Source organism: Acinetobacter sp. B-6, from assembly GCF_056930735.1.
On record NZ_JBXPBY010000001.1, the window covers coordinates 155,214 to 177,646 of the forward strand.

The 22,433-nt window shown below is 37.4% G+C and carries 9 protein-coding genes and 3 pseudogenes; all 12 read left to right on the forward strand.

The window, feature by feature from the left end; genetic code table 11:
- Window positions 1-148: 148 nt before the first annotated feature.
- Entirely contained in the window at window positions 149-1,894 is a 1,746-nt protein-coding gene (locus tag AC1Z3T_RS00730; protein ID WP_100885627.1) for a ShlB/FhaC/HecB family hemolysin secretion/activation protein, read from the forward strand.
- Between the two features lie 68 nt (window positions 1,895-1,962).
- On the forward strand, window positions 1,963-14,430 hold the full coding sequence (locus tag AC1Z3T_RS00735; protein WP_100885626.1) for a two-partner secretion domain-containing protein: 12,468 nt from the start codon (window positions 1,963-1,965) through the stop codon (window positions 14,428-14,430).
- Window positions 14,411-14,683, forward strand: a complete 273-nt coding sequence (locus AC1Z3T_RS00740) for a hypothetical protein (protein WP_005032613.1) — start codon at window positions 14,411-14,413, stop codon at window positions 14,681-14,683. The genes AC1Z3T_RS00735 and AC1Z3T_RS00740 overlap by 20 nt, the downstream gene beginning before the upstream one ends.
- Window positions 14,684-14,737: 54 nt before the next feature.
- Window positions 14,738-14,896, forward strand: a complete 159-nt coding sequence (locus AC1Z3T_RS00745; protein ID WP_010591123.1) for an HNH endonuclease — start codon at window positions 14,738-14,740, stop codon at window positions 14,894-14,896.
- Between the two features lie 14 nt (window positions 14,897-14,910).
- Window positions 14,911-15,381, forward strand: a complete 471-nt coding sequence (locus AC1Z3T_RS00750; RefSeq protein WP_005032611.1) for an SMI1/KNR4 family protein — start codon at window positions 14,911-14,913, stop codon at window positions 15,379-15,381.
- Between the two features lie 317 nt (window positions 15,382-15,698).
- Complete coding sequence (locus AC1Z3T_RS00755; protein WP_100885624.1) at window positions 15,699-16,034, forward strand: hypothetical protein; 336 nt, start codon at window positions 15,699-15,701, stop codon at window positions 16,032-16,034.
- A 147-nt stretch (window positions 16,035-16,181) separates the two neighbouring features.
- Window positions 16,182-17,609 (forward strand): annotated as a pseudogene (locus tag AC1Z3T_RS00760) (VENN motif pre-toxin domain-containing protein); the annotation flags it as partial.
- A complete protein-coding gene (locus AC1Z3T_RS00765; RefSeq protein WP_100885622.1) occupies window positions 17,609-18,463 on the forward strand; it encodes an Imm49 family immunity protein in 855 nt (284 codons plus the stop codon). The pseudogene AC1Z3T_RS00760 and the gene AC1Z3T_RS00765, both read left to right, overlap by 1 nt.
- A gap of 84 nt (window positions 18,464-18,547) precedes the next feature.
- Window positions 18,548-19,440: pseudogene (locus AC1Z3T_RS00770) on the forward strand (VENN motif pre-toxin domain-containing protein); the annotation flags it as partial.
- A 129-nt stretch (window positions 19,441-19,569) separates the two neighbouring features.
- Entirely contained in the window at window positions 19,570-20,358 is a 789-nt protein-coding gene (locus AC1Z3T_RS00775; protein ID WP_419319922.1) for a toxin glutamine deamidase domain-containing protein, read from the forward strand.
- 11 nt (window positions 20,359-20,369) lie between these two features.
- Window positions 20,370-20,612, forward strand: coding sequence for a YrhB domain-containing protein (locus AC1Z3T_RS00780; protein WP_009587274.1), 243 nt, complete (start codon window positions 20,370-20,372; stop codon window positions 20,610-20,612).
- A 136-nt stretch (window positions 20,613-20,748) separates the two neighbouring features.
- Window positions 20,749-22,167: pseudogene (locus AC1Z3T_RS00785) on the forward strand (hemagglutinin repeat-containing protein); the annotation flags it as partial.
- Window positions 22,168-22,433: the final 266 nt, after the last annotated feature.

Genomic DNA, 22,433 nt, shown 5'->3' on the forward strand with positions numbered 1-22,433 from the left:
CATTGTTGTTGTCAAAAGTATGTAATTGTTAATCAAAATATACTATATAAGTCAAAGTGATTTGAGAAAAAATAATGAATTTGAGTATTTACAAAATGTCATAATTTAGAAATAATTAAATGTGAAATACATCACAATTACTATTGACATGAAAAATTTAAAATTAAACCAAATTTCTTTGGGTGTTTGTTTAATACTTTTGGGAACACTAACAAACGCGGCAGACCCACAATTTCCTCAAAATTTGGAAACAGATGCTACTCAACGTCAACAACAACGTGATGAAGCATTACAAAAGCAATTACAACCTGAACCTGTGGTACAGACGGGATTAGAAAAACAATTAATCACACAACCACAGCTACAATATTTACAGTCACATAGTGAAAAACTATGTTTTGACATTAAAAAGTTTGTGTTGATTGGGGATGATGCTCGCAAATTTACTTTCGCTATGCGTCCCGTGATTCAAGGTGAGCATAATTTGATTGGTCGCTGTATCGGGGTGCAAGGTTTAAATCAAGCCTTAGATCTAATCCAAAACAGCATCATTAGTCATGGCTATGTCACTACACGCATGCTGTTACCCCAACAAAATATCGCATCAGGTGAAATTAAGCTTCAAGTCATCGCTGGTAAAGTCGATCAAATTCAATTTGTTCAAGGAACATCTAAGCGCGCACACAAATTTAATGCGTTGCCTGTGCGAACTGGCGATATTTTAAATATTCGAGATATTGAACAGGGGTTGGAAAACTTTAAACGTGTACCGACCGTCGAAGCTGATTTTAAGATTAAACCTTCAGAACAACGTAAAGAACCAGGCTATAGTGACTTGGAACTGGCATGGCAACAATCAAAACCTTATCGCATTCATTTAGGGATTGATGATGCAGGTTCAGATTCAACAGGTAAATATCAAGGAACTGCGACTTTATCTTTAGATCATCTGTTTACCGCAAATGATTTATTTTATGGTAGTTATAACCATGATTTGGGTGGTGGTGATTCAGGAAAGCGTGGGACGGATGGCTATTATTTAAGTTATAGCATTCCGCTGAAATACTGGATGTTGAGTACCAGTTATAGTCAATCTGACTATAACCAGACGGTTGCAGGCGCCAGTGAAAGTTATAGCTATAGTGGGAAAAGCAAGCTCATTGGCGCTGATTTATCGCGTGTACTTTATCGAGATGCAAAACGCAAAACCACAGCCAGTGTCGGTGGTTGGTATAGAGAGTCACAAAACTTCATCAATGATGTAGAAATTGAAGTTCAGCGCAGAAAAACGGCTGGCTGGAAAGCCAGCTTAGATCATACGGAATATTTAGCCAATGCAACCTTAAATGGAAATTTAACCTATAAACGTGGAACAGGTGCATTTAATGCAATGCGTGCACCTGAAGAGGAATTTGGCGAGGCTTATACCCATGTTGGGATTTTACAAGCCAATGCCAGCCTTCAAGTTCCTTTCAAGGTGGGCAATCAATCATTGCAATATCTTGCTGAATGGCGAACCCAATATAGTCAAAAACCATTGACACCTCAAGACCGTTTTTCGATTGGGAACCGTTATACCGTGCGCGGCTTTGATGGTGAACAAACCTTATTGGCAGACAATGGCTTCTTAGTCCGCAATGAAATCAGTGGCTCGATGTCTAGACTTCCAATGCAATGGTATACCGGCATTGATTTTGGTGAGGTCGGTGGAAAAACTGCGCACGAACCTAATCCATTGTTGGGTACAAGTTTAATGGGGGCTGCCTTTGGATTGCGAGGTCAAATTTTAAAATCCGTCAGTTATGACGTTTTTGTTGGCACGCCATTGAAGAAACCAGCGCACTACAGAACAGACAATGTGACAACAGGGTTTAGTTTGAACTGGATGTATTAATCCATTACATCAAGATCTATACACAACTTTCGATATTGAAAAAACATTAAAAAATTAGGTCAGACATTATGAATAAGAACCGTTATAGAGTTATTTATAGCCAAGCACGTGGGATATTTATTGCAGTTGCTGAGATTGTAAAAAGCCGAACAAAAACAGCAGGGCAATCACATGCAGAGGGTGAAATCGAAATAGAAGATATCACTGGCGCATCTTCAATCACCTATAAAAAGCTAAATCCAGTCAATTTTGCAGTGGTCAGCCTCTTAGGGGCAGCAATTTACACCTTGCCTATGGCGACGATCGCTGAAAGTCATATTGTGGCTGATAAGTCTGCACCAAACTCACAACAAGCAACAATTCTTAATACTAGTAATGGATTGACTCAAGTCAATATTCAAACCCCAAGTGCTGGGGGTGTATCACGCAATACTTATACTCAATTTGATGTAGGGCAAGAGGGTGCAATCCTCAATAATGCCCGAAACAATACCCAAACCCAATTGGGCGGTTGGGTACAAGGTAATCCATGGCTCGCCAAAGGTGAAGCCAAGGTTATTCTGAATGAGGTGAACAGCAGTAATCCAAGTCAGCTCAAAGGCTATTTGGAGGTCGCAGGTAAACAAGCTCAAGTGGTGATTGCCAATCCATCAGGTTTGGTCTGTGATGGCTGTGGCGTAATTAATGCAGACCGCTTTACTTTAACCACTGGTCAAGCGGTGATGCATCAAGGCTATCTTGATTCATTCCGAGTACGTGAAGGGCAAGTCACCATTGAAGGAAAAGGTTTAAATGGAAGCTTAACGCCATATACAGATATTTATGCGCGCGCTTTAAATGTCAATGCAGGCTTATATGCCAATGAATTAAAAACGGTATTGGGTCAAAATGACATCAATATTCAAGACCCATCTGTACCTCAAATTGCCAAAGCCACGAGTGGTGTTAATACAACATCTCAGCCTAACTTTGCCCTTGATGTTGGTCAATTAGGTGGTATGTATGCTGGAAAAATCTATTTGGTGGGAACTGAAAATGGTTTAGGTGTACGTAATGCAGGTTCAATCAATGCGACTACAAGTCAACTGAGTTTGAATGCCAATGGTGATTTGATCAATACGGGTAATATGATTGCTAACAAAGATCAAATTATTGTTGAAGCGCAACAGGTTAAGAATAGTGGCAATATCAGCAGTACCCAGCATCAGATCCAAATTCAAGCTGAAAATATTCAGAACAGCGGTTTGATTGCGACCAATGATGAAATTAAACTCAAAGCGCAAGCCAAGATTGACAATAATGAGGGTGTCATCAATGCTGGGCGTATTGATTTTACTGCACAAAACTTAAGCAATAATGCAGGTAAAATTGAGCAAACAGGTCAGCAACAGCTGAATATTCATGCGAAAACTTTAGACAATACTCAAGGTTTGGTTGGACAGGCGACGAAAGAGAGTAGCGGAACAGGTGGAACATCAGGCGGAACAACAACGCCGAGTGTGACGGATCCAGAGCAACAGTCTTCCGCACAAGATTCGAGTAAAGTTGAAGTTGCGCCAATAGATTTAACACCAAAAACTTTCGAAGCAGGCAATATTCAGATTGCGCAAGACATGAGTAATATTGAGGGTGCAATTGTTAACAATGCCGACATTAGCTTAAATGTACGAGACAGTATTAAAAATAATAGCGGTGAAATTCAACTGCCTGAATTGCAATTTAATGGACAAAATTTCGAAAACCAACAAGGTAAATTGACGGCTAAAGTGATAAATATCACCGCACAGCAGGTGGATAACCAAAAAGGCTTGATTGATGCCAATCAAAGCTTTGATCTCAATGCAGTTCAGCTGAATAATACACAGGGACGTGTGCAAAGTGCTAAGGCTTTCAATTTAAATTCAACAGAGATTAATAACAACCAAGGTCAAATCCTTGCAGTAGATAGATTAAGTTTAAACTCTAAGACCACCAATAATTCACAAGGTGTTATTGGTTCAGTCAACGCGGATGCTGAGCTTTCTATCCAAACTTTAGATAATCGTCAGGGAGAGATTTCTGCGCAAAATGTTGAACTCAATGGACAAAGCCTAAATAATCAGCAAGGCACAATTCAAGCGAAAAAGGCAGATCTAACGATCAATGTTGATCAAATTGATAATGGTACGACGCAAGATTCAGCAGGTCATTTGATTGCTGGGCAAAATCTCAAATTGAATGCCTTGCAGTTACAAAGTACGGGACAAATTTATGCTGGCAATAGTGCTGATTTAACAGTGAATCAGTTGCAACAATATGGTCAGCTTGCGGCACTAAATAAAATCAATGTTCAATCAAATACGATCACCAGTGATAAAAATGCGGTATGGGCTGCTGGATTGGATTCAGAAGGGAAACTGAGCAATGCTGATGCCACATTGACTCTTGATGCACAAAATGTACAGATTGCAGGTAAGATTTTATCAGGCAAACAAATTCAAATTAAAGCAGCTCAAAGCACAGACTTAAGCCAAAGTGAAAGCCAAGCGCAGAATATCAATATTGCAACCACTGAATTGAAGACCAACAATGCCAAAATCATTGTAAATCAACAATTGGATTTAATTGCAACACAAAATATTGACAATGAAAAAGGGCAATATAGCGCAGAACAGATCAATCTCAATACAGCACAACTCAATAACGACCAAGGTTTAATTCAACACACTGGTAAAAATGATTTTATTCTGGATGTGGCAAATCGGATTGATAACAATGCAGGTCAGATCATTAGTAATGCCGACAATACTGAAATTAAAACTAACACTTTAAATTCCAAAGCGGGTGAAATTTTACATGCGGGTGATCAACAGTTAAAAGTCACTGCAAAAAACCTACAAGGACAACAGGGTAAGATCCAAAGTAATAGCCATCTAAAACTTGATCTAGGCATTACCAATTTAGATCAAGCGCTTACTGCCGCACAAAATATTGATTTAAAAGCAACTGAGCTGAGTCATCAACAAGGGCAACTAATTCAAAGTGATGCCAATCGGCAATTGAATGTGAATGTTGCGCAAACATTGAACAATACCTCTGGTGTGATCAGTGCTGCTGGTGATGCTCAGCTCAATATATCGAAGCTGAATAATCAGCAAGGTGTGATTCAAACACTTGCTGACAAAGACCTAAAACTGGTGACACAACAACTTGATAACCAGTCAGGTAAAATTATTGTCGGACGTGATGCAGTTATAGCAACAACTCTATTGAATAATGACACAGGTACTGTCTACGCAGCAGGAAAATTTGGACTGCATGCAACACAAGATGTGTCTAACCAACAGGGTTTAATTGCTGCAAAACAGCACCTTATACTAGATGCAAAAAATCTAAATAATCACAAAGGTCAGATTCAGACTGAATCTGGTGATGCGAATCTCACCATTGCTGAAACTTTAAACAACCAATCTGGAAGTATTCAAAGTGCAAATGCACTTAATATCATGGCTGCCCAAGTTGAAAACCAAGCTGGGCAACTGCTTTCAGGTACCGATACACAACTCGAAGTCACAGATTTGAATAATCAATCTGGGACAATTTACGCTAAGAAACAACTGGATCTCAATGTCTCAGGTACAACTGATAACAGTGCAGGTACCCTTGCAGCAGAACAAAATTTAAACCTAAATACACAGCACTTATTGAATCATGTAGGACAAATCCGTTCAGAAAATGCCAATTCCAATTTAAGAATTGTTCAAGATATTCAGAACAACCGTGGCTTAATCTCAGCAGCAAAAAATCTGAATCTAAAAGCGCAGAACGTTACATCACAAAAAGGTAAAATTCAGTCGGGTGCAAGTGCCGATATTCAACTGAACAACTTAGATAATACTGAGGGTGTGGTTTACGCTGGTGAACAATTACAACTTTCGGCAACAACTGAGCTAAACAATACTCAAGGTGTTGTTGCTGCTGAACAATTGACTGATCTCATAGCTGGTTCTGTCATCAATAATGCAGGACAAATTCGTTCACAACAAGATCAACTTAAACTGAATGTGCAAAAGGATATCAGTAACCAAGCGGGAGAAATTTCGGCAGGTAAATCCATTAATCTGAATGCACAAAATCTCAGCAACCAAAAAGGTAAAGTGATTGCAGGACAGTCGCTTAATGCAACGGTAAAACAAGTTGATAATACTGATGGTACTGTTTACGCCAAAGATCAATTACATCTCAATGTAGCAGATCAACTCAACAACCAATCTGGTACTATTGCAGCCAATCAACACGTGCAAATACAAGCCAATAGTATTCTCAATACGGTAGGTAAAATCCGCTCAGAACAAAATAAACTCACTTTACAGGTTCAACAGGATTTAGATAATCAAAAGGGAGAAATCTTTGCGGGCACAAATGCTGATATTCAGGCGAGTAAAATCAATAACCAAACAGGCACGATTTATAGCAAAAATCAGTTGGGTTTAAACGCCAAGCAACTGAACAATCAGCAAGGGCAGATCTACTCAGAGGATCAAGCGCAAATTGATGTTCAAGGGGATATTCAAAATAATAATGGCGTATTGCTTGCTGGAAAAAATTTAGATATTCAAAGCCGCCTTTTAGATAATACTGAAGGTACGATCAGATCAGAAAAATCAGATATTTACATTGCAGCACAAGGACAGTTGCTTAATCAAAAAGGGGATATTTATGCAGCACAAAATGCAAGTTTACATAGTCTTGGTTTAGATAATACAGCTGGGCAGATTGCGGCACAGAATCAGCTCAGTATTGATACCCAAAAACAGCAGCTCAGTAATCAAAACGGTAAAATCATTGCCAAAACTGTAGATTTAAAAACAGGCAAATTGGATAACCAAACAGGTTTAATTCAAGCTGAACAGTCAGTTAAGATTGATACACAACAAAATGCCTTGCTGAATAATAATTCAGGCAACAATGCTGGGATACTCAGCCAAGGTAGTCTTGATCTGCTCAATATTACTCAGCTTGAAAATACTCGTGGTTATATTGTGGCAATTGGTTCAGCCAACATTGCTGCGCAGAATATCAATAACAATAGCGGTCAAATCAATAGCCAAGCAGACTTAAACATTCATCAGCAAACATCGGGTGGGCGTATTGATAACCTTGCTGGGCAAATTCAGGCACAGCAAAATGTCAGTTTAAATTCGGATACGATCAATAACAGTGGTGTAGGCAGTCATATTGTTGCAGGTGAAAAACTGACCGCAACCGTTAATCAATTCATTAATGCACAGACCAAAGATAGCACTGTACTAGGTGGGCTTGATGCTAAAAATATTGAAATCAATGCACTAACTCTCGATAACCAAGCTGGTGTGATTCGCGCCAGCGACAATGCAATATTGAATATCAACAACCAATTGAGCAACCAATTGGGTTCAATCAGTAGTTTGAATACACTTAGCATTGGTACAGCGAATAAGACGCTGAATTTAAATAATACAGATGGTGAGTTACTCGCAAAAAATCAACTCAATCTGAAAGCCAATGAATTGATCAATAAAGGTAAGATCGTCAGTGAGGGTAATGTCGATATCGACTTAAAGCAAAGCTATACCCATACCCAAGCAGATCAAATTTCTGCGAATGGCACACTGAAACTCAGTACAGAACAGGATTTAATCAATCAGTCTGAATTGACAGCAGGGCAAAAAGTTGAACTCAATGCAAAAAATATTCAAAATCAAACAGGTGCGAGTATTTCATCGAATGAGACGCATCTGATTGCACAAGATACCCTACACAACCAAGGCTTAATCAATGGTGAGCTCACCCATATTCAAGCCAACCGTGTTTGGAATGATGGTGCACGAATTTATGGTACACATGTTGCGATTCAAGCCAATACTCTGGATAACAAGTCCAACTCTTCTGGTACAGGTGCAGTAATTGCATCACGCGGTGATATGGATTTAGGGATTCAAATCTTAAACAATCAGTCAGGTGGCGTTGTTAAAGAAAGTGCTAGAGACAATGCTTGGATCTTCAGTGCAGGAGATTTAACGATTGGGGGAAGTTTAGATGTTGATCTAAAAGCCCAAGGACAAGCACATACTGTCAATAATTTAAGTGCACGTATCGAGTCATTGGGAGATATGACCCTTATTGCAAAAAATATTAATAATATTAATCAAAATTTTGAAACAAAACTCGTTCAAATTGGTGGGGTAACTGACAAAATTTATATCCAGCCTAAAGACAAAACGACAAAGATCCCAGTAGAAAATTTATATTGGAAAAATTGGAGTCGTGCAGGGCTATATCGTTATGATACGACGCCAAATGTGTTGCCTGAAAATATTAAACTTGGTGAAACGCCGATCCCGAATGTTGAATCAGTCAACTGTGTTGGAACTGGAGATGAGCAAAGTTGTAATGTTAATTACAAAAAGTCAGATCCTGTATGGGCATATTTTAATATTACACCACCATCAACAGATGCACCTGAAGCGCCAACCTTAGTTCAACCTGTTCCCCCAACAGGACAGTCAAGTTGTGAAGTTGGTGTAGGTTATGATGCTGTTGCATGTGCAGCATATCAAACAGCGTATACGCAATACCAAAAAGATCAGCAGACTTATGATCAAGCACAAGCCCAATATAAAAAGGATTTAGATGCATGGAGTTCGAATGACGAAACTGCTTATCAACAATTAGATGAGGCAATTCAAGCCTATAATTTAAAATTTGATAATACGGAAATAAAAGCATGGACACAGTACGAAGTTAAAGAAACCAAGTTTGAAAGTCAGGTTGTGACTTCTGCTCCAGCAGAAATTATTGCTGGTGGTGATCTCAATATTTATGCTGATGCTTTTAAAAATGATAAGAGTTATGTACTTGCTGGTGGAAAACTCAATGCTGAGCTTGCACAGGCTGTAAATAATATTGATGGTAAAGGTCAGCAAATACTCAAACAATCTGGGATCAGTACATATACTTATTCGAATTGGCGTGGCGGTTTTAAACGCTATCACGAACGTAAGTGGAATAAGTCACAAACCTATAATCCTGCAGATGAAATTAAAGAAATTGATTTGCCTGTGAATCAATGGTTGGGGAATGTTAAAAATCATACCTCAAATCAGAATATTTCAGCGGTGAGTACAGGCAATCATGCAACTATCACCACAGATACTGTTAATACCCCAGAGCAATTGGTAGATCGTCAACAACAAAGTCAACAGGTCGATATAAATGTAAATGCTGGGCAATCCGTTACTGCAAATGGTCAAGAAACAAATACACCCAATACACCTGATCAATTAGATGTGAACTCTGGAGAAAAAGCGCAGGTCAACTCACAAGCGCAAAATCTTCAATCTCTGGGTTCTGTTGAAAAATTACAAGCAAATGCAGCGCAAACAACAGGGGTCAAAGGTCAAGGTGATCTTGAAATCCGTAGTGTATCTATGGACTTCATGAGCTTGCCAAGCAATGCACTTTTTAGTACGAATACAGAGAGCCAATCAAAATATTTAGTAGAAACCGATCCAGCATTTATCAACTATAAACAATGGTTGTCTTCGGACTATATGTTAGATGCGATGGATCTTGACCCAGCATTGAAACAAAAACGCTTGGGAGATGGCTATTACGAACAACGATTGGTTCAAGATCAGATTGCGCAATTGACAGGATTTAGATTTTTACAAGGTTATGCAAATGATGAAGCCCAATATAAGGCTTTAATGAATAATGGTCTAACCTTTGCTAAAAATTATAATTTACGTCCTGGGATTGCATTGACGGCTGCACAAATTGCACAACTGACCACTGATATTGTGTGGTTAGAAGAAAAAACCATTAAACTTGCGGACGGTACAACGACCAAGGCACTGGTACCACAAGTCTATGTAAAAGCCCGTGCAAGTGATTTAAAGGGTGATGGTACCTTAGTCAGTGCAAATCAGGTGCGATTGAATGTACAAGGCGATGTACTCAATAGTGCGACAATTGCTGGACGTGAAGCATTACAAATCTCAGCAGATAGCATCAATCAACTCGGTGGGCGGATGCAGGCGAACCGTGTTGAACTCAATACTACTAAAGATTTAAATAATATTGGTGGAACGATTAAGGCAATTGATTCAGCAAAACTTAATATTAGCGGTGATTTTAACCAACATAGTACAACTCAGAGCACCGTGAATAATCTCGGTGCAAGCGTATTTACGCGTGAGGGCTTTGACCGTCAAGCTGGGCTTTATGTTGGTTCGTCTTTAAATTTAGCAGATTACAAGACAGATCCGTTAAGTACTACTTTGGTGATTAATGTTGGTGGCAATACTTCATTAAAAGGCACTGAAATTATTAACCTTAATGGTTCGAGTCTGCTTAAGACGCAAGGAAATCTCAACATAGAAGGTGTAAATACTTCAGTGAACAATCGTGGTTATACCAATAAGGATAACTACAACTATGATAAAAAACAGCAAGATATTGGTTCATTCATTCAGAGTGCTGGCGATACACGTTTTCAAGCTGAAAATATATCAGTGAAAGGTTCACAAATTTCTAGTGAACAAGGTTCAACGATACTTTCAGCACAACAGAAGATCGATATTTCTGAGGGTCGAAAACTTTCAGATTCAGAGACTGCCTATAAAACCAAAGACAAGAGTACATTTAGCACGACTACAGAGAAAGGTCGTGTACGAAACATGAATGATGAAGCGATTGCTAGCACAATTGATGGTAAAAATGTCATTCTTGATGCCAACAATATCAATATTCGTGGCAGTAATATTATTTCAGACGAACTCACGCAGATTCAGGCGAAAGAGAATGTCAGTATTACGGGTGCTGAAAATAAATATTTAGATTATTCAGAGTCGAGCGTTAAAAAATCTGGGTTGATGTCGAGTGGTGGGATTGGTTTTAGTGTAGGTTCAAAGAAAGAGCTGACAGAACAACAAAATACCCAATCGACCAACACAGGTTCAATGGTTGGAAGTTTAAATGGCAATACCAATATCATTGCAGGCAAAACTTACCAACAGACGGGAAGTACGGTTTCCTCACAAAATGGCGATGTAAATATATTGGCACAACAAGTCAATATTGAAGCTGCAAAAGAACAAAGTACCCGTGATTATAAATATGAAATGGAGCAAAAGGGCTTAACCCTTGCTGTGAATGTTCCAGTGGTCAGTGCAGTGCAATCCGTAGTGGATTCAAGCAAGCAAATAGGTCAGAGTAAGAATGATCGTGTCAATGCCATGGCAGCAGCCAATGCTGGTTTTGATGCATACAAAGCTGGGCAGGCTTTAGGCAAATTACAAGGTGCATTGTCGGATGCAAGTAAGCTGAATGGTAATGTGGAAGTCAGTGTAAGTCTGACTTACGGAGAGCAGAAAAATACTCAATTTAGTCAGACACAAAGTAGTACAGCCAGCCAAAGTCAAGTTTATGCAGGTGGCAAAACCAATATTGTTGCCACAGGCGCAGGTGAAAAATCCAATATCAATATCATTGGTTCGGATGTTGTGGGTATGCAAGGGACTCATTTGGCAGCCGATCATGATGTGAACATAAAAGCGGCTGAACAAAAAACCATTGAAGCGTCTGGCAACAAGAGTGCAGGTTGGAATGCAGGGGTTTCAGTCAGTAACCAAACAGGGTTTGGGGTCACTGCTGGAGGAAATCTTGGAAAAGGCAAAGGCAATGGTACAGACACCAGTTATGTGAACAGTCATGTTGGTTCTAAAGACAGTTCAACCACGATCAGTAGTGGAAATGCAACCAATATTATTGGTGGTCAGGTACAAGGTAAAGGTGTACAAATTGATGCCAATGAACTGAATATTGAAAGCTTACAAGACAAAGCAACCTATCAAAGCAAGCAACAAAATATCTCAGGGCAAGTCAGTGTCGGAACCAATGGTGCCAATGCATCAGGCAGTTTTAGTAAGTCAAATGTAAATGCCAATTATGCATCGGTAAACGAACAGTCAGGAGTTTTCGCTGGAGATGATGGTTATCAGATCAAGGTGAAGAATAATACTGATTTGAAAGGAGCGATCATTACTTCGACACAGACTGCTGAAAACTTAAAGAAAAATATTTTAGATACAGGCACATTGACGCATTCAGATATTCGTAATGTCAGTGAGTATGATGCCAAAGGTATTAGTTTAAGTGCAGGGTTTAATGCAGGCAAAAGTGATCCAAAAGGTGGTAAAGCACCTGATACCGTACTTTCTACACCAAACAAAATTGATCAACATGCATCCACGACTACAGGTGTAAGTAAGTCGATCGGTTTTGGTTTAGACAGTGATAAAAACAGCAGTGTGACCAAGAGCGGTATCAATACGTCAAATATCACGATTCGAGATGAACAAGGTCAGCAAACATTAACAGGTAAAACCGCTGAACAGATCAAGTCTGAAATCTTGATCAATGTGACGACAGATACAGCACGTGAAAACAGTGGTGCGCTTATAAATAACTTTGACAAAGACAAGGTTCAAAGCGAAATTAATTTGCAGATGGATGTGACGAAGAAGTTTGGAGAGAATGCGCCTAAGGCTGTAGCTGACTATGCACAACAACAAGCATTAAAACAAAGATTACTTGGAAATGAGGCAGAAGCAAAAAAATGGGATGAAGGAGGAGTTTATCGAGTTGCAATGCATACAGCTATTGGTGCTTTAAGTACAGGTTCAATAGAAGGTGCTTTAACAACAAGTGGTATTGCAGCAGCTGCACCTACACTAAATAAAATTCAAGAAAATATGGTCAAAACATTGACTGAAAAAGGAATGAAAACTGATAGCGCAGAGGCAGTTGTTAACGGTGTAAGCAGTTTGGCACTATTTGGTGCAGGAACTGTGGTTGGATTAAATACGTCAAGTGTAGGCACAGCAGTAAATGTCGATTCAAATAATCGTCAGTTGCATCGAGAAGAAGTTAATCTCATTCAAAAGCTAGCGAAAGAATATGCAAAAGAAAAAGGAATTAGTGAAGATGATGCGAAAACAATCTTAACCCGAGGCGCTTTATACAATATCGATGAAGGGTGGAAAAATAGTATTGATCGGAGTCTATCTGAATCAGAAATATCAAAATATCAAGAAGGCTATCAATATTTACGTGCTAAAACTGCCAACACTTCTGTAAGTGATTTGAATAGTGATGGGTTACCTAACTTAGAAATCACTGCACCAAATGGTGGTGCATTTCCAACGATTCGAGTCGAGGCAACAAGGGATACATATGCAGGTCATTTAACTGATTCTGAAATAGAAAAGGCTAAAACTTATATAGATACTGAGGGTAAAGGTTTTACTGCATCGCCAGATGATTTTAAAAATAAAGATGTATTTCTAACAAATACTCTTGGAGGAAGTGCGGATACAAAATCAGCAAATTACAACGATAAAAAAGAGTTTATTCAGGATCATGGGGCAATTAAAAGTAGTGAACTTGGTCTTGGTGATCAATTACTTCAACCATTAAAACGTGATGCGGGTACAGCTGTAGGAACTGTTGAAGGATTAAAAACAGGTATCGAAGGTGCTGTAGAAACAGGATGGAATATATTAAATGGGATTGTTGATTTTGTTGAAAAACCTGCTGAAAGTACTCAAAAGGCGATAGATACAACAGCTACGGTTATTAAAAACGCCCCAGAAATTGCGCAAAAAGTTATAGATGCTGAAGCGATTAATAGAGAAAAATACACGACCACATTAGATCTATACCAGATGCAACAAGATGACTATGAGAAAGCGAGACTTGAAGCACAAATATATGGTGAGTTGATAGGTGGAGCTGGTATTGGTGCAGTTGGGAAGAAAGCGACTACTGAAACGGGTAAAGCCCTGCAAGAAGTCGTTAAAAACGTCGATGATCATTTAACACCAAAACCTGCAACGGTAGCTGGGACACCTGATGTCAATGGTGGAGCAACTACCATGACTGGTAAGCCCGATGCAAATGGAGATGTAGGAAAATCTGAAGTTATTGGGGCGACTATGGCTGTGGGAAGTGATTCAAATAAAAATAGTGGTCTTAGTGATTTAGAATCAAAGAGTAATTCTTCAAGTAGTACTACTATTCCTAAACCAAAAATTGATATTACTGATGAATTTATTTTCAAAAATCAGAATGGAATTATAACCATGAGGTATGGGAATCCTGAAGGTGTAGCAGGGATAATTGTTAATGTTGATAAAAATGGTATTTTAGGTTTTGATATAAGATCAGCACCTGATCATCCTTATATGAATGCATCTGGTGTTGATATGTTTAGTAGTGCAATTCAACGTTTGAATCAGGAGGGTATACAAGTAAATAAAATACGTGGGGCATGGATTTCAGGAACCGATAGTGTTAATACAGCACAATATTCTGCTAATTTAGCAAAAGGTATGTCACCTAATGATGCTGCACTAAATACTTGGACAGGAAAAATTGCTCAAAGACATGGTTATACAAAAGTTGAAGAAATTGAAAGCAGTGGAGGAGTAACATATGTCATATTCGGAAAATAGTGAATCTTTTAATGAAATATTAAGTGGTAAAAGGCCAAGTGAAGTATTCAATTCATTTCTTTTAGAGAATAATATTTTAGATAAATATGACTTAGCAGATATGTTTTTAGCTCATTTTACAATGTTAGACAGCAAAGTTTTACCATTAATATGGAATTGGAGAAGTATAAAATCAATAAGAGGAATAAGTGATGAACAGTTTGATGAGCTAATTATTGAAAATATGAAGAATTCTGGTTATGAACTCCCTTAAAATACTATTTTTTTAATGGATTGCTAAAATTCTGAATTTTCATATAGTCAATTAGTGCAATTGCGTTTAGGAGAATCTCAAATTGATGGTTATACATGGGACCACAATGCTCAATCATCACCAAAAAATATGCAATTAGTTCCAGCTGAATTTCATTCGAATAAAGCTGTACCTCATACAGGACAAAATTCTTTATCAAGTGGTAATAATTAAGGTAGGAAAATAAGATGCGTATTTATGATGATAATGGACAAGTATCCTTAGATATAATACATGAAGTTGAGAGTATTTTAGGATATAACTTTCCTACAAGTTATATTAATTTAATAAAAGATCATGATGCTTTATCTCCAGTTGAAAATATTTTTGATTTTAAAAATATTTATAAAAAAGAAGATGAACGGGATTTAAATTTTTTAAGTTTTAAAACTGATCATTTGGATGGTGATATTTTAAGCAATCAGAGTAATGTAAATGATCTTGAAAATTATGGTATAAAAAATCTAGTTGTTTTTGGAATATGCGCAAATGGTGACTATATTTGTTTTGATTATAGAGATAATATTGAAGGTACAGAACCCAAAATAGTATTGGTTTATCATGATGACTTTGTTGATTATGAAGATGGAGCAAGTTCTATGGTTGTTAATAATGTAGCTAATAATTTTGATGATTTTTTAAATTTGTTACATGAATAGTAGATATTAATAAAAAGGGCTGTTATTTGCTTAACAGCTCTCATATTTTAATCTGTAGAAAATAAAATATAAAATTAATATAAATATATTTGAAAAATAAAAAATAAAAAATAAAAAATAAAAAATAAAAAATAAAAAATAAAAAATAAAAAATAAAAAATAAAAAATAAAAAATAAAAAATAAAAAATAAAAAATAAAAATTATGTTTATGAGAAGTGATTCTAGCTCATTAAGACCTAAGAGCTTAAGATTAACATTTAAAGTTGATGGGGGAGTTTGAGCAAGTCTTTAAAAATGAAGCAGGTGGTGGTAAATAATGCAATTGCAATTTGAGATATTGAATAAAATTGTACAAGAAGTACATAAATATCGACCTTTTGATTATGATTCATGGAGATTCGAATACAAATTTAATCCTGATGAGGGGTGGTCTGAATATGGGGTATTTTTCTTTCGCAATCATACAGAGTATTTACCTCCAGATTTTAATTACGATTTGATTATAAAATTTAGCCAGGAACTTCATGATGAAATGCAGTCACATACAGGTGGTGATTGGAGGAAGTTTATATTAAATCTAGATGAACAAGGAAAAGCAAAAACGCAGTTTATTTATGAAATACAGTCATGTATGGATGAATTTAATGATTAATGCAAAAAACCTCTAAAATTTTAGAGGTTTTTTTAAGAGTAAATTTTTGGAAATTAAGTGGATAAAATATTCCAATTATAAGAGCCAGTAAATTATTTTTGTAAGTTTTAATAGTGAATATTAGGACTTCCACTGAGACCAAATCTAAGCTATCAAAAACTAGGTGTATTGGTTGATACGATATCAACAGGATTGTCAGCGCCTACGAGTTCAGGACTTGGTATTGCGACAGCAACCTTAAGCCCTGTTGCAAGTTATGAGATAGGTCAATACTTTAAATCTAAGGATGCAGAAGGAAGCACAGCACATATTCTTGCTCATACCGTCCTAGGTGCAGCAGTTGCAGCAGCGGGAGGAAATGATGCATTGACTGCTGGACTATCAGCAGGCGGAGCTGAGGCAGCCGCACCAAAACTTGCACAATACTTATATGGTAAGGATGCAAAAGATTTAACGGCAGATGAAAAGAGTACGATTAGTGCAATCACTGGATTAGTCGCCTCTGGCGTTGGAGCGACTACAGGTGATGTATCAAGTACGGTTCAAAGTGGTCAAGTTGTACAGAATGCGGTAGAGGATAACAAGACATCATACTGGCAGGACATAAAGCACTTAGGTTGTTGGAGTGATGAATGTGTGGCTGCTTATAACAAAATGGATGCAGCACAAGATGCAGCATTTAGAAAAGGACAGGATCAAGCAATATCAAAATTTGTCAATGACATTAAAAATTTACCTAATGTACCTCAAGAGCTTTATGAAGCTGTTAAGAATGATCCGAAAGGTGTGGCAAAGGCGATATATGAGGGTATCAAAAATATTCCTGGAGAGCTATGGGATACTACAAAAACGATTACAGCAGTCAATACGTTAGGTAGTACACCTGCAGAATTCGAAAGATTAGGTAATGCTGAAATGACAACAGCACTCAATGGTCTTTCAGCAGCGCTGAGTGCAGGGGCAATTACTGTAGTTAAAAAGGGTGGGACTGTTACAATAGAGGCAGTTAAGGATATAAAGCGTGTATTACAAAATGATCCTGCAAAATTACCTTTAGTCAAAACATCAACATCAGGAAATATTAGTGCAAAGCAAATTACTGAAAATGGAAAAATTATTGATCCGCCAAAAGAAGTTTTAAATAAACAACAGCAATTACTCAATAACACAGATAATAATAAATCTGGTATTTTACGAGAGGAAATTGCGGATAGCTACTTTAAGAATAGTGGTTATACAAAACTTGAAAGTAAGTGTGGAAGTAATTGTTTTGATGGTGTTTACATGAAGAATGGCGAACTCTATATTGTAGAGGTGAAGCCTTTAAAAGAAAGAGGTTCAGTAAAGTTAAGTGATAACAAAAAATCAACTAATGATATTGGTGTTCAGATGTCAGACAAATGGATAGTTAGTAGAACAGAGGCTTTGGTTAAAACAAAGAATCCAGATGCTATTAAAACAGCAACGTTAATTACCAAAGCTGTTAATGAGGGTAAACCAATTAATAAAATTGTAGTAGGTGTTAATGATAGTAGAGCCATTACTCTTAATTTGGGCAACAAGGTTACTAAATAATGGTTACAAATTTACTTGAAGATTTATCTGTAATGGTAAAGTTCTATAACGATCAAGATGAAGCTTGTATAAATCTAATTGTTGATAGACTCAAGAAAAATCAGCAACAGGGTGCAGTTTATGAGTCTTTAGCGAGAAGTAGTGCTTATAAAGGCTTAATTGCTTTGGTCAACAAAGAGATTTGTCTGGTCAAACAATGGTTTTATGTATCCAGTTTATTAAGAATTGAAAGTGCAAGATATCCTGGTGGATTCTCTTATACAATGTCTACTCCTGATGAGTTTATCTTTCCAATTTTATCTGACAGTGAGGAAGTGATTAAAAAGTTTGCTAATCTTGATACAGTTCATTTACTTTGGGGAGACTATGAGCCAAGTTATCAAGAAGCAAAATTTAAACCATCTAAAGATGATCCAAGATATCGTACTCATGCTTTACAGGCAGTTTTACGACATGATTGGAAGGATTATCAACGAATAAAAGACATAGCCAACCAAAAAATTAATAAATTAAGAGAAGTAGTAGAGTTTGAATTTGGTGTATATGATGCAATTTATCATAAGGATAAAGATAAAATTATAGATATTATACAGACTTTACTAAAACCAAAAGTACACAAAGCGTATAACAAAGATTTTGGTGAAGAGTTTAGTGGAGAAATTTGGTCACATCATCCAGTCTTGTTTACCAAATTGGCATGGATGAATGGACTTGAGATAGAAATAGATAATCCGCTTGTTCCAATGGAACTTATGCCAATTAAACCTTTAAAGCATTACGACTATCATTATGATTTTTTAGATCCGAACTGGAAACCAAAAAGCTTTTTTGGGAGATTGTTTGGGAAAAAATAATATTAATGAATTGAGATATTCAAATCTTGAATCATCAATTGGGTATTGAAAATAAATATTTAAATTACTCAGAGTACAGCACAACCAAACAAAATTGATCAGCATGCATCCACGACTACAGGTGTAAGTAAGTCGATCGGTTTTGGTTTGGACAGTGAAAAAACAGCAGTGTGACCAAGAGCGGTATCAATACGTCAAATATCACGATTCGAGATGAACAAGGTCAGTAAGCATTAACAAGTAAAACCGCTGAGCAGATCAAGTCAGACATCTTGACCAGTGTGACAACAGATACAGCCCGAGAAAACAGTGGTGCATTGAAAAATAACTTTGATAAAGACAAGGTTCAAAGTGAAATCAACTTGCAGATGGAAGTGACGAAGAACTTCGATTCAAATCGTCAGGAAGTAAAGGTTGAAATCAATAAGAAGATTGATGACGCGAAGAAAGAAAACCAAGCGATTATAGACAAACAAAAACAGGGTTTAAGTTTAAGTGATCAAGAGCAGACCCAATTGAATGCCTATAATGACAAAGTCGCCAACTATCAAAAACTAGGTGTATTGGTTGATACGATATCAACAGGATTGTCAGCGCCTACGAGTTCAGGACTTGGTATTGCGACAGCAACATTAAGTCCTGTTGCAAGTTATGAGATAGGTCAATACTTTAAATCTAAGGATGCAGAAGGAAGTACAGCGCATATTTTAGCGCATACCGTCCTAGGTGCAGCAGTTGCAGCAGCGGGAGGAAATGATGCATTGACTGCTGGACTATCAGCAGGCGGAGCTGAGTCAGCCGCACCAAAACTTGCGCAATACTTATATGGTAAGGATGCCAAAGATTTAACGGCAGATGAAAAAAGTACGATCAGTGCAATCACTGGATTAGTCGCCTCTGGCGTTGGAGCGACTACAGGTGATGTATCAAATACAGTTCAGAGTGGGAACGTTGCGCAAAATGCAGTTGAGGATAATTTATTCGGAGTATTAACGACAGATAAGAAAATAGATAAGCAAAAAAATAACTATTATTTCCAAGCACTACAAGCGTGTAAGAGCGCAGAGTGTGAGAAAAATATTATTATGCAGAACACCTTGGCTGCGATGCAAAATGTCCAAAAAATTATAAGTGTTAGTAGTACAAAATATAATGAAGGAGACATTATAACTAATCCAAATGATAGTACAGGATTGCGTTATTTAGTTGTCAATCAAAATGGTAGTTTGAAAGCAAAATTATTACCAGTAGATTATCAAGCCCTATATTCAGGCTATGAGTTAAATAGTTCTAGGGCACTTGTTCAAGGTGGCGCATTGGCTTCAATAGTTGCGAATACACTGAAAAGTGGTCACGATGTTTTTGCTGATAGATCACTATTTACAAATCAAGAAATGACAGCATTGTCTAGAACATTTGCTGGAGTTGAGGTGGTTGGTAATGTATTGATGATAGGTGGAGCTGTTGCACCTAAAAATGTTAAACTGACGACTAATACAGAAGCAGATGCGGGGGGAATTAAAAATATTAACCCGACTAATAGCAATCAAAATTGTGTTAATTGTGTATTAGCTGTGAATAATGAACTCAAAACTGGCGCACCAACTTCAGCTCTGCCAAGTACAAGTCCACTTCCATTTAATCAACTTGAAAAGGTACTAGGTACAAAACTCAGTGGGTGGATAAGCAAGAACAAAATGGAACAAGAATTATTGAAATCTGGAGATGGAACAAGGGCTGTTGTATATGGTATGACGAGTGATGGGCGTTCAGGTCATGTATGGAATGCAGTAGTTCAAAATGGAAAAGTGAATTATATTGATGGACAAACTGGTAGTTCCGGTTTGAATAACTTTAAACAGTTTGAACATATTAGATTTGGTAAGCTTAAGTAGAGATTATTTAAATGAAGACTGAAAAAGAAATCATTGAGTTAGCAAAAAAATTTTTAAGTACAAATTTAGGTGAACTTGATAATGATGAAATAGTAATTGATCCTAAATTAGACAAAGTTGATAATGGTTGGTTTATTTTTTATCAATCAAAAAGATTTATGGAAACAAAAGATATAAATTATTCTTTAGTTGGTAACACTCCAATTTTTATTGATAATAATGGGGAAATAATAGAGTTTAGAAGAAATTGGTAGTGTAGAATCACTTTGTTGCACAAACCTGTTCTAAAGGCTTCTTTAGTAATATAATTTTCGACTGAAGGAGCCTAGCCCGAAAACCTATCGAATGACTAATTGGTCTTGTTATAACAAGGCTTTGATAGGTCTCATTTCTAAAGACAGTTCAACCACGATCAGTAGTGGAAATGCAACTAATATTATTGGTGGTCAGGTACAAGGTAAAGGTGTACAGATTGATGCCAATGAACTAAATATCGAAAGCTTACAAGACAAAGCAACCTATCAAAGCAAGCAACAAAATATCTCAGGGCAAGTCAGTGTCGGAACCAATGGTGCGAGTATCAACAGCGGAAATGCATCTACAGGATTTAGCAAATCCAATGTAAATGCCAATTATGCATCGGTAAACGAACACTCAGGAGTTTTCGCTGGAGATGATGGTTATCAGATCAAGGTGAAGAATAATACTGATTTGAAAGGAGCGATCATTACCTCGACACAAACTGCTGAAAACTTAAAGAAAAATAGTTTGGATACAGGCACATTGACGCATTCAGATATTCGTAATGTCAATGAGTATGATGCCAAAGGTATTAGCTTAAGTGCAGGGTTTAATGCAGGAAAAAGCGATGAAAAAGGTGGTAAAACACCTGATACTGTACTTTCTACACCAAACAAAATTGATCAGCATGCATCCACGACTACAGGTGTAAGTAAGTCGATCGGTTTTGGTTTAGACAGTGATAAAAACAGCAGTGTGACCAAGAGCGGTATCAATACGTCAAATATCACCATTCGAGATGAACAAGGTCAGCAAGCATTAACAGGTAAAACCGCTGAGCAGATCAAGTCAGACATCTTGACCAGTGTGACAACAGATACAGCCCGAGAAAATAGTGGTGCGTTAAAAAATAACTTTGATAAAGACAAGGTTTAAAGTGAAATCAACTTGCAGATGGAAGTGACGAAGAACTTCGATGCAAATCGCCAAGAAGCAAAAGCAGAGATTAATAAGAAGATTGATGAAGCGAAGAAAGAAAATCAATCCATTATAGACAAACAAAAACAAGGCTTGGTCTTAAGTGAACAAGAGCAAACCCAATTGAATGCTTATAATGACAAAGTGGTGAACTATCAAAAACTTGGTGTATTACTAGATAGTGTAGCAACAGGATTATCAGCACCAACAAGTTCAGGACTTGGTATTGCGACAGCAACCTTAAGCCCTGTGGCAAGTTATGAGATAGGTCAATACTTTAAATCTAAGGATGCAGAAGGAAGCACAGCACATATTCTTGCTCATACCGTCCTAGGTGCAGCAGTTGCAGCAGCGGGAGGAAATGATGCATTGACTGCTGGACTATCAGCAGGCGGAGCTGAGGCAGCCGCACCAGCCTTATCAAATTTCTTATATGGTAAGGATGCAAAAGATTTAACGGCAGATGAAAAGAGTACGATCAGTGCAATCACTGGTTTAGTCGCCTCTGGTGTTGGAGCGACTACAGGTGATGTATCAAATACAGTTCAGAGTGGGAACGTTGCGCAAAATGTGGTAGAAGAGGATAATTTATTCGGAGTTTTAATGGCAGATAAGAAAATAGATAAGCAAAAAAATAACTATTATTTCCAAGCACTACAAGCGTGTACTCCTGTAATTGTTAGAATTGATGACAAGAGTCGAGATTTTTTACATTTTGTGGTTGTAGATGGGGTTACTGTAAGAAACGGACAAAAGGTTCTAGCAATCAGAGATCCTCATGGGAAGTCATATTTGAGTCCATTAGATAGTTTCAAAAAATCATTCACAGGGGATGCTGTTATTCCTAGGAGTTATAA